Origin of the sequence: Paraburkholderia sp. (assembly GCF_035948235.1) — a bacterium.
Classification (GTDB): domain Bacteria; phylum Pseudomonadota; class Gammaproteobacteria; order Burkholderiales; family Burkholderiaceae; genus Paraburkholderia.
In genome coordinates, this window is sequence record NZ_DASZJJ010000076.1 from 1 (window position 1) to 10,220 (window position 10,220).

Sequence of the window (10,220 nt, forward strand, 5' to 3'; positions counted from 1 at the left end):
TCACAGCGCCAGTAACAGGAGCGAGCGGGTCACTACCCGATGCGCCCGACAACGCACTCGTAATCGTATTCACAGCGCCAGTAACAGATGCAAGCGGGTCGCTACCTGAAGCACCCGACAGTGCACCTGTAATCGTATTCACTGCGCCAGTAACAGGCGCAAGCGGATCACTACCCGAAGCACCCGACAGCGCACCCGTAATCGTACTAACAGCGCCAGTAACAGGAGCAAGCGGATCGCCACCCGAAGCACCCGACAACGCGCCAGTAATCGTGTTCACAGCGCCAGTAACAGGACCAAGCGGATCGCCACCCGAAGCACCCGACAACGCACCCGTAATCGTACTCACAGCGCCAGTAACAGGCGCAAGCGGATCGCTACCCGACGCACCCGACAGCGCGCCAGTAATCGTACTCACAGCGCCAGTAACAGGCGCGAGCGGATCACTACCCGACGCACCCGACAGCGCACCCGTAATCGTGTTCACAGCGCCAGTAACAGGCGCAAGCGGATCACTACCCGAAGCACCCGACAACGCACCTGTAATCGTGTTCACCGCGCCAGTCACAGGCGCGAGCGGATCACTACCCAATGCACCCGACAACGCGCCAGTAATCGTATTCACCGCGCCAGTAACAGGCGCAAGCGGATCACTACCCGATGCACCCTGCAACGCCCCCACTAACCCGCCAAGCTGCGCGAGCGGCTGGCCGCCGTAATTGATCGCCAGCCCCGCGGCACCGCCCACGGCAACCGTGACATCACCGCCGGTCACCACGCCGCCGATACCGCCGCCCACAACGATTGTTCCCGGCGCAGCGCCTGCCCCTGCTGCCGCCCCCACTGCCACGCCGCCCCCCGGCTGCGTCGAATCCGCCCTTGCCGCACCGCTAGCCACGGCGGCGAAAACCGCCGCGGTGCACAACGCCAAGGTGGTGATTCGCGTCTTCAAGTTATTCCCCATCGCTAGCTCTCTCTTTAGGTTGGTTATCGCAGCGCCCCAGCTGCGCCCCCAACACTGCAGAGACCGTGCCAACTTCAGGAAAACGAGCGACGCCCCGCAGCAGCGGGGTACACACGAAACTCACCGCGCTAACAGCGATGCAAATCGATTAGACGTAACAGGGAAAATAACCTGCGTTACGAAAATGCGTAACGTGACATGAGCGGACTATAAAGCTGCGTGCGCAACCAATTAAGCCGCCGGAACGGAAAGCCAGCCTGAAGGGACAAAGAGACGAAGTGAGCATTGGAGAAATGCAACTCACAATCGCGAGACAAAAATAAAGACCTGGTATTTCAATCAATCGACGCGAACGCATTCACGCCCTTAACCAGTCAGGATGACCGCAACTTCGCCAGCGCGCAACCTACCAGAACGAACAGGTCAAAAACGCAAGCCGGACCGACCCACGCACAACAAAAAAAATACAACCAGAAGCACCAGCGCTAAATAAAGCAAATCGCCGTTCCCTACCTTTCGCGCCGATTAAAAAATCCGTTTTGAATTTCGAATTGCATTACAACGACTCCCGACGTTACGCGCTGTTCCGTAACACCTCACATCAGCCATTACGTTACGCCCCATGTCGCGCGCATCGTTACGTTCGTTGCGCGCACATCTACCTTTCCTGAGCTTCGCAAACACAACCCGACAGTCCCCTCAAGAAGCCCGCCCCACAACGATCCGGATCAAACGTCGTCCCTTACCGGCCGGATTCGTCAGTCGAATGGCACAGCTGTTGCATTAGAAGCAGTGCAGCAAATCGGGCACAGGCGCCGGCACAAGGCGCAAGCGGTCGCCTCTCACGGCCGCGCCCGACCCGAGGCCTGGAGGAGACAACAGTCATGCCACGGGCCAACAACATCGGAGGCAGCGCGGCGCATCGGTGCGCGGCGCGGCCCTGGCGAAATCGAGTGCAGCCGTCATTGCCACAGCAGGTCGGCTGCGGTGCGTTCGTCTTTTGGCGCTACATGCGGGGGGAAGTCTCATGTCAGTCGAGAAGCAGGTATTGCCACTGCCGGGTGGCCTGAAAGTCTATGTCGAGCATCATTGTTTCGATCCGTCGTTCGAAACCGTTCTGCTGGTCAACGGCGCACTGGCCACCACGGCGTCGTTCGGCCAGACCATCCGTTATCTGGGCGAGCGCCTCAACGCGCTGTGTTTCGATCTGCCCTATGCGGGCCAGTCGCGCCAGCACAACGCATGCGACTACGCGCTCACCAAGGACGACGAGATCGACATCCTCATGCATCTCGCCGATCGCTTCCGTCCCGACTATCTGCTGTCGGTGTCGTGGGGCGGCGTCGCGTCGCTGTTCGCGCTGGCGCGTGGCTGCGCCAGCGTGCGGCGCGCTGCCATCGCGTCGTTCTCGCCGTTTCTCAATGCGGCGATGACCGACTACGTGACGCGCGCACGCGACCACATCGCGGCGGGCCAGAACCTGCAGGCTGCACAACTGCTCAACGATACCGTGGGCCGCTATCTGCCGCGCATCATGAAGCTCTATAACTACCGCTATCTCACGCGCCTGCCGCGCGACGAGCAGGATCAGGTGGCGTTCCACGTCGACCAGATTCTCGCGATGGAGCCCGAGCGCTATCTGAACGAGTTTCGCCGCATTGGCTGCGACGTGAAGTTCGTCAACGGCGATCTCGACGAATACACCACCGCGGCCGATGTGCGTCGTCTGGGCGAATACGTGCGGCGCGCCGAGTTCGCCACGATACGCGGCGCGGGTCATTTCCTCGATCTCGAGGGGCGCATCCAGCAGGAGCAGATGCGCACGGTGCTGTGCGACTTCTTTTGCGGTGAACGCGAAACGTACACGCCCCATGCGTCGATCGCGAACTCCAGCGCGCCGCAGCGCCTGCCGTTCCAGGTGCCCGCGCTTTCATAAAAGAGCGTGAGACGCTCACGCCCGCCCAACACCATCGCCGGGATTTCTTCATGAATATCGTGCAAAGCATCGCCATTGTCGTGCCGTGGCTCCTGTGGCTCGCTTACTGGATCGCGACGTCCCATTCCGTCAAAACCACCGCGCGCAAGGAAGCGCGCAGCGCGCGCACCTGGCAGTCGCTGCCGCTGATCGTGGGCGGTGCGCTCGTGATCCTGCCGGACCCCGCGTTCAATGCGCTGGTGCCCGACCTCGCGCGTCTGGGAGCGATGCAGTTGGCTGGACTCGCCATCATGATTGCGGGGCTGTTGTTTTCGGTGTGGGCGCGCGTGCATCTGGGCACGAACTGGAGCGTCTCGGTCACGCTCAAGGAGGGCCACGAGCTGATTCGCAGCGGCCCTTACGCACTCGTTCGGCATCCTATCTATACAGGATGCCTGATCGCCCTGGTGGGGTGCGCCTTTGTCGGCGGGACGTGGCGCGGCGCGCTGGGCGTCGTGCTGATCTTCGCGTCGCTGGCCTTCAAGGTGCGGGTGGAGGAAAGCTGGCTCACTGGCCATTTCGGCGATGCGTATGCACGCTATCGACGCGAAGTCGCCGCACTGATTCCCGGCATCTACTGACCTGCGCGGCGGCCAGATGGCACAGATCATCATCACGGCGATAGGGTCGGCGGGCGATGTGCATCCGCTGCTCGGCGTCGGGCGCTCGCTCGCGGCGCGAGGTCATCGCGTGGTGTTCTGCACGCATCCGCCGTTCGAAGCGGCCGCGCGGCGCGAAGGTTTCGCATTCGTCCCGATTGGTAGCGCCGAAGATTATGCGGCCGCACTTGCCAATCCGGCCTTGTGGCATCCGCGTACCTCGTTCAAAACGCTGTGGGCCTTGATCGCACCGGTACTGCAACCGCACTATGACGCGCTCGAAGCCTTGCGCGGTCCCGACACGGTCCTCGTCGGCACGCTCTGGGCCTTTTCCGCGCGCCTGATGCAGGAGCGTCACGGCACGCCCTACGTGTCGGTGCAGGTCTCGCCTTCGACGCTGCTGTCCGCGCATGCGCCGCCCGCGCACAAGCGCCTCACGATTCCGCGCAGCCTGCCCTTGCCGCTCAAGGCCGCGCTGATGACGCTGATCGAGCGCGCGGTGCTGGACGCCGTGTGCGGGCCGCGTCTGAATGCTCTGCGCGCCACGCTCGCGCTGCCGCCCGCCACACGCATCCTTGGCCACTGGCTGCATTCGACGGACGGCGTACTCTGTCTGTTCCCCGCCTGGTTCGCGGCACCGCAGCCGGACTGGCCCACGCAGCACACCCAAAGCGGTTTTCCGCTTTTCAACGATCTCGACGATAGCGAACCCGACGCGGAACTCGAAGCGTTCCTCGCAACGGGCGAAGCGCCGGTGGTGTTCACACCCGGCTCGACGCTCGTCGATCACGAGCACTATGCGCGCGCCGTTCTGCATGCGTTACGCGCGACAGGCGCGCGCGGTTTGCTGCTAGGCGCCGACGCAACACTCACCGAGGCGCAGCGTGGCCGCGATATGCCGCGCCAGCGTCTGCTGCAACGCCGCTACGTGCCGCTGCGCGCGCTGCTGCCGCGCTGCCGCGCGCTTGTGCATCACGGCGGGATCGGCACGGCGTCGCTGGCATTCGAAGCCGGCATTGCACAACTCGTCACGCCGTTCGCGCACGATCAGTTCGACAACGCACAGCGTGTAGCGGATGCGGGCTGCGGCGTGCGCCTCGACGCCCCCATCAAGGACACTGCTCTCGCCCGCGCACTCGCGCGCGTGCTGCACGATCCGCGCATCGCCACGCGTTGCGCGCAGATGCGTGCGAAGCTGACCGCCGCGCCTGACGGCTGTGCTGAAGCGGCACGCTTCATTGAGCGCTTCGTGCCAAATGTGCCAGAGGTGCCAAACGCACCAAACGCGCCGGATATCGCGCAGGACAGCGCTAACGTCCCGTTGCGCAAGGCAGTGAGCGCATGAGCACAACCTCGCCCTTCGCGCTCCCGGACACACAACCCGCACACGGTCTGCGCCTTGCGTTGCTCACCTTCGCACTGTCGCTCGCGACCTTCATCGAAGTGCTCGATTCAACCGTGACGAACGTGGCCGTCCCCGCGATCTCGGGCAGCCTGGGCGTGGCCAACAGCCAGGGTACCTGGGTCATCAGTTCGTACTCCGTGGCCGCGGCGATTGCCGTGCCGCTCACGGGCTGGCTCGCACGACGCCTCGGCGAAACGCGGCTTTTCGTGAGTGCGGTACTGCTTTTCACGCTCACCTCGCTCATGTGCGCGCTCGCCGCCGATCTACACGTGCTGGTCGCCTGCCGCGCGCTGCAAGGACTCTGTTCCGGGCCGATGGTGCCGCTCTCGCAGACCATCCTGCTGCGCACCTTCCCGCCTGCGAAGCGCACGCTTGCGCTGGCGCTGTGGGGCATGACCGTGTTGCTCGCGCCGATCTTCGGCCCGGTAGTCGGCGGCTATCTGATCGACGCGTTCTCGTGGGAATGGATCTTCCTCATCAACCTGCCGATCGGTCTTTTCTCGTTCGTTGTTTGCGCAACCATGCTGCGCAAGGACGCCAGACGAGGCGAAGCCGTTCCCGTCGATTTCATCGGCATTGCGCTGCTCGTGATCGGCGTGGGCGCCTTGCAGGCAATGCTTGATCTGGGCCACGACGCTGGCTGGTTCGACTCGACGCTGATCGTCACGCTCGCCATCGTCGCGGCGCTTGCGCTCGTCGCGCTGCTGCTCTGGGAAGCGGGCGAAGCGCAGCCTGTGATCGACTTGAGCCTCTTTCGCGACCGCACGTTCTCGTTCTGTGTGCTGATCATCTCGCTCGGCATGGCGAGTTTTTCGGTGGTGGGCGTGGTGTTTCCGCTCTGGCTGCAGGCCGTGATGGGCTACGACGCCTTCCATGCGGGCCTCGCAACCGCGCCGCTGGGCATTCTCGCGCTGGTGTTCTCGATTCTCGTCGGCCTCTACGCGCATCGTTTCGACGCGCGTGTGCTCGCGACCTTCGGCTTTCTGGTTTTCGCCGCTGTGCTCTGGTGGGACACGCATTTCACGCTGACGATGACCTTCACGCAAATCGTCACGCCGGGACTGATCCAGGGCATCGGCCTGCCCTGCTTTTTTATTCCGCTCACGGCCGCAACGCTCTCGCGCGTGCCCGATCATCAGCTTGCCGCCGCGTCGAGCCTGTCGAATTTCCTGCGCACGCTCGCCGCCGCCTTCGGCACGGCGATGAGCGTGACGCTCTGGGATCATCGCGCGAGCTTCCACTACGCGACGATCGCGCAATCGGTCACAAAGGAATCGGGCGGCACGCAGCATTACGTCGCCACGCTGCATGCGATGGGCGTGAGCGGCGCGCGCGAAGCGGGCGCACTGCATCAGGTGACGATGCAGCAGGCCTACATGATGGCGACGGGCGACATGTTCTTCATGGCGTGCGTCACCTGCGTCGTGCTCGCTGCGCTGATGTGGCTCACGCGTCCCAGACGTGGAGCGGCAATGACGCTCGGGCATTGAAGACATAACGACAAAAAAGGAACCACGCGATGCGGCCAGGGGCACTTGTCATTCTCTATTACCCGAGCAGCGACCAGCTCGCGCGGCTGGCCGCGCTGCGCGATGCCTGCGATGCGCTGGTGGTCGTGGACAACACACCGTTCGCCGATGCCGCCGCGTGCGCCGCCGCTGAGCGCGAAGGCTATACACTGCTTCATCACGGCAATCGCGGCGGCATTGCCGGCGCCTACAACGCGGGCCTTGCGCATCTGTTCGCGCTGGATCGCAAGATCGACGCCGTTGCGCTGTTCGATCAGGATTCCGTGGTGCCTGGCGCCTACTTTCCGGCGATGCGCGCTTTCGGCGAGCGTTTTGCGGGTCGGCCCTTTATCGCCGGGCCACGCATCTTCGACGAAAACGATCAGCGCTTTCTGCCGGAACTGGCCACCAACGGTATCGGCGTACGACGTATCGAAGTGAATATGAGTGCTGCCGCCACGTCACAACCCGTGCGGTGCGCCTTCCTGATTTCGTCGGGCAGCTTCGTGTCGCGCGAGGCCTACGCGGCGCTCGGCCGTTTCGACGAGGCGCTCTTCATCGATCACGTCGATACCGAGTACTGCTTTCGCGCGCTTGCGCGCAACGTGCCGCTGTATCTGGTGCCCGCGCTGGTGCTGCGCCATCGCATCGGCGCGAAGGTGCGGCGACGCATCGGCCCACTCGATATTTCGACCATGAATCACCCTTGGACACGCCGCTATTACAGCGCGCGCAACGCCATGCAGATCGCGATGCAGTACGGCCCGCGCTTTCCCGTCGCGCTGGTGCCGAACCTGCTCACGCTCTGGCAGATCGTCCAGGTCGTGCTGGGCGAAAGCGACAAGCGCGCCAAACTCAAGGGCATCCTGTACGGGCTGCTCGACGGTCTCACGGGACGGCTCGGCCCGCTCGACGCCACGCATCCGCGCTGGAGCACGCGCGCCCGCGTACAGGAGCGGCGCGGATGAACGCCCGCCCCCTCATCCGGCTCATGGCGCTGGTCGCCGCCACCTCGCTCGTCTGCGGCTGCGTGCCGACGATCACGCCAGCCTTGCAGCCGCGCACACCCGACGCCAGCGCGCTCTCGCGCACCCTGGCCGACGCGCCGAAGTCCACCAGCGCCACCGCGTGGCCTGCGCCCGACTGGGTGCGTCAATTCGGCGATCCGCAGCTCGACCAACTGGTCGCAGAGGCCTACGCACACAACCCCGACCTCCAGGTCGCGAAAGCGCGCATCGGCGTCGCCCAGTCGCAGTTGCAGCAGTTTTCGTCACTGACGGGTCTCACGGCGACTGCTGGCGCGACCGTCAACAAGGCGCGCATGCCACAGTCCGACGGCGTCGCCAACGTCTCGGCCAACGGCTACGAGGTACCCGTTCAACTATTTGGCAATCCTGTTCAATCGCCGTCGTCGATCTACCTCGGCCTGGATTATCAACTCGATCTCTGGGGCCGCAACGCGGCGGCAACGCGCGGGCTGTTGTCGCTACGCGACGCGGCGCGTGTCGATGCCGAACAGGCGCGTCTCACGCTGGCTATCGCCATCGTTTCGGCGTACTGCGATCTGGACCAGGCGTGGGCGCTGCACGATCTCTGGGCCGAAAAGCGCGACGCGAGCGACCAGATCACTGCGGTGCTGCGCGAGCGCGCGGCGCGCGGCATCGACAACGGCTACGACGCCGACGATGCCGCCGTGCGCCGCAACAAGCTCATCGCACAGATCGAACTGGCCGACGAGCGCATCCGCCTCGCGCAACTTCAGTTGGGCGTGCTCTCGGGCGGCGGTCCCGAACGCGGTCTCACGCTCACGCGGCCGCGCCCCGCCAATCTGGCGAGCCTCGCCGACCAGCCGCTGCCCGCGCGTCTGTCCGCCGATCTGCTCGGACGGCGGCCCGACATCGTCGCTGCACGCCTGCGCGTGGAGGCCGCCTATGCCGCTATCGACGGCACACGCGCGGAGTTCTATCCCGACGTGAACCTGGTCGGCTTCGCCGGTTTGCTTGCGCTCACGCCCGGCGCGATGTTCTCGCGCCAGGCGCTGGCAGGCTCCGTCGGCCCGGCCGTGTCGCTGCCGATCTTCGATCGCGGCCGCCTGAAGGCGAAACTCTCGGGCGACGCCGCCAACGCCGATGTCGCGATCGGCCTCTACAACAAGACGGTCGATGCGGCGCTGGGCGACGTGGCGCGCACGCTGGTTTCGCTCTCGACCGTGGACCGGCTCGTGAACGGCGAGCGCGACGCCGCCGACGCCGCGCAGCGCTACGTCGCGATCGCCGAGGAGCGCCATCGTCGCGGCCTGTTGATGCAGAAAGACGTGAACACGGCGAAACTCACGCTCTATGACGAGCGCGCGCAACTGATCGACCTGCAGGCGCAGCAGCGCACGCTGCGGGTAGCGTTGATCGGAGCGCTCGGCGGCGGCTTTGACGAGCGCACGCTGCCCGGCCCCGCGATCTCGCGTTTCGACGCCGTATTTCCCTCGCACGATCGACTCACCGATCGCTCCAGAGATCGACTAACCAGCGCAGGCCTGAACTAATGCACCACGATCACGCCAACCTGCACCCCGATCCGGCCGCCCTCGCCGCGAACGCCGCCCTGCTCGAGCGCAAGCGCGCGACGCGGCGGCGGCGCTTCGCGATCTTCGGCGCAGTGGCCGCCGTCACCGCGCTTGCCGCGGCCGCTTACTGGTACACCGCAGCGCGCTTTCGCGAGGACACCGACGACGCCTACGTCGCGGGCAACGTCGTGCAGATCGCCGCGCAAACGGCGGGCACCGTGATCGACGTCGTTGCCGCTGATACGCAACGCGTGCGCGCGGGCCAGGCGCTGGTGCAGCTCGACGATGCCGAGGCTTCGGTTGCCTTCGCCCAGGCCAAGGCCCAGCTTGCGCAGGCCGTGCGCCAGGCGGCCAACGCGCGTTATTCGGCAACGATGTACGCCGAAGCCGTGAAAGCTCGCCAGGCCGATCTCGACCTCGCGCAACGCGCGCTCGCCGCGCGCGATCATGCGTCCGTCGAAGTCGTGTCGCCCGAGGAACTGGCGCGCGCCCGCGCCGCCGTGACCGGCGCGCAGGCCCAACTGGGCGCGGCCCAGGCGCAACTCGACGCGGCGCGCGCCCTCGGCAGCCGCCTGGCCGTGGAGGACAATCCGGGCGTGATTCAGGCCGCCGCGCAGTTCAAGCTCGCCTGGCGCAATCTCAAGCGCACCACCATCGTCGCGCCTGTTGACGGCGTGGTGGGACAGCGCACCGTGCAGATCGGCCAGCAGGTCGGGCCAGGCCTCACGCTCATGTCGATCGTGCAATTGCACGGCCTGTGGGTTGAAGCGAATTTCAAGGAAGGCCAGATCCGCAATATGCGCGTGGGTCAGCCGGTGATCATTAATTCGGACATCTACGGATCGAAGATCAATTATCGCGGGCGTGTCGAGGGGTTTTCGGCGGGCACGGGCAGCGCGTTTTCGATGCTGCCGCCGCAGAACGCCGCAGGCAACTGGATCAAGGTCGTGCAGCGCGTGCCGGTGGTGATTTCCATCGATGCGCAGGATCTGGCGGCGCATCCGCTGCGGATCGGCTTGTCGATGCGTGTGCGCGTCGATACGCACGAACGCGACGGCCATCTGCTTGATTCGGATACGCCTGTCGCCGCGCTCGCCACGCGCGTGCACGACGGCGTGGCAAGCGAAGCGCAAGCGGCTGCGGAAAAGGTGATCCGGGATAATCGCGGGGGTTAGAGCGTGTTAGGCACTTTGGATAATGGGCACAGCA

General features: G+C 65.0%; 7 protein-coding genes and 1 pseudogene. 7 read left to right on the forward strand and 1 reads right to left on the reverse strand.

What is annotated here, in order from left to right; translation table 11 throughout:
• A pseudogene (locus VG320_RS05580) lies at nt 1-799 on the reverse strand (hypothetical protein); the annotation flags it as partial.
• 1,192 nt (nt 800-1,991) lie between these two features.
• Here VG320_RS05580 and VG320_RS05585 point away from each other — a divergent pair.
• From VG320_RS05585 to VG320_RS05615, 7 genes are read left to right on the forward strand one after another with little or no spacing between them, the layout of a single operon-like run.
• A complete protein-coding gene (locus VG320_RS05585; protein ID WP_327199146.1) occupies nt 1,992-2,900 on the forward strand; it encodes an alpha/beta hydrolase in 909 nt (302 codons plus the stop codon).
• Between the two features lie 50 nt (nt 2,901-2,950).
• Nucleotides 2,951-3,520, forward strand: a complete 570-nt coding sequence (locus VG320_RS05590; protein WP_327199147.1) for an isoprenylcysteine carboxylmethyltransferase family protein — start codon at nt 2,951-2,953, stop codon at nt 3,518-3,520.
• Nucleotides 3,521-3,536: 16 nt separating this feature from the next.
• Nucleotides 3,537-4,883 (forward strand): glycosyltransferase, encoded by a 1,347-nt coding sequence (locus VG320_RS05595; protein ID WP_327199148.1) that lies wholly within the window; start codon nt 3,537-3,539, stop codon nt 4,881-4,883.
• The gene (locus tag VG320_RS05600; RefSeq protein WP_327199149.1) at nt 4,880-6,433 is read left to right on the forward strand and encodes a DHA2 family efflux MFS transporter permease subunit; all 1,554 of its coding nucleotides are present in this window, start codon (nt 4,880-4,882) and stop codon (nt 6,431-6,433) included. The genes VG320_RS05595 and VG320_RS05600 overlap by 4 nt, the downstream gene beginning before the upstream one ends.
• A 29-nt stretch (nt 6,434-6,462) precedes the next feature.
• Nucleotides 6,463-7,419 carry a glycosyltransferase family 2 protein gene (locus VG320_RS05605; RefSeq protein WP_327199150.1) on the forward strand — a complete coding sequence of 319 codons (957 nt, stop codon included), beginning with the start codon at nt 6,463-6,465 and terminating at the stop codon, nt 7,417-7,419.
• Entirely contained in the window at nt 7,416-8,990 is a 1,575-nt protein-coding gene (locus tag VG320_RS05610; RefSeq protein WP_327199151.1) for an efflux transporter outer membrane subunit, read from the forward strand. Before VG320_RS05605 ends, VG320_RS05610 begins: the two co-directional genes overlap by 4 nt.
• Nucleotides 8,990-10,186 (forward strand): efflux RND transporter periplasmic adaptor subunit, encoded by a 1,197-nt coding sequence (locus tag VG320_RS05615; protein WP_327199152.1) that lies wholly within the window; start codon nt 8,990-8,992, stop codon nt 10,184-10,186. Before VG320_RS05610 ends, VG320_RS05615 begins: the two co-directional genes overlap by 1 nt.
• Nucleotides 10,187-10,220: the final 34 nt, after the last annotated feature.

What these genes read in the sequence shown, in the direction of transcription:
- VG320_RS05585 (WP_327199146.1), top strand. Translation starts at nt 1,992, where the DNA reads ATGTCAGTCGAGAAGCAGGTATTGCCACTGCCGGGTGGCCTGAAAGTC.
- VG320_RS05590 (WP_327199147.1), top strand. Translation starts at nt 2,951, where the DNA reads ATGAATATCGTGCAAAGCATCGCCATTGTCGTGCCGTGGCTCCTGTGG.
- VG320_RS05595 (WP_327199148.1), top strand. Translation starts at nt 3,537, where the DNA reads ATGGCACAGATCATCATCACGGCGATAGGGTCGGCGGGCGATGTGCAT.
- VG320_RS05600 (WP_327199149.1), top strand. Translation starts at nt 4,880, where the DNA reads ATGAGCACAACCTCGCCCTTCGCGCTCCCGGACACACAACCCGCACAC.
- VG320_RS05605 (WP_327199150.1), top strand. Translation starts at nt 6,463, where the DNA reads ATGCGGCCAGGGGCACTTGTCATTCTCTATTACCCGAGCAGCGACCAG.
- VG320_RS05610 (WP_327199151.1), top strand. Translation starts at nt 7,416, where the DNA reads ATGAACGCCCGCCCCCTCATCCGGCTCATGGCGCTGGTCGCCGCCACC.
- VG320_RS05615 (WP_327199152.1), top strand. Translation starts at nt 8,990, where the DNA reads ATGCACCACGATCACGCCAACCTGCACCCCGATCCGGCCGCCCTCGCC.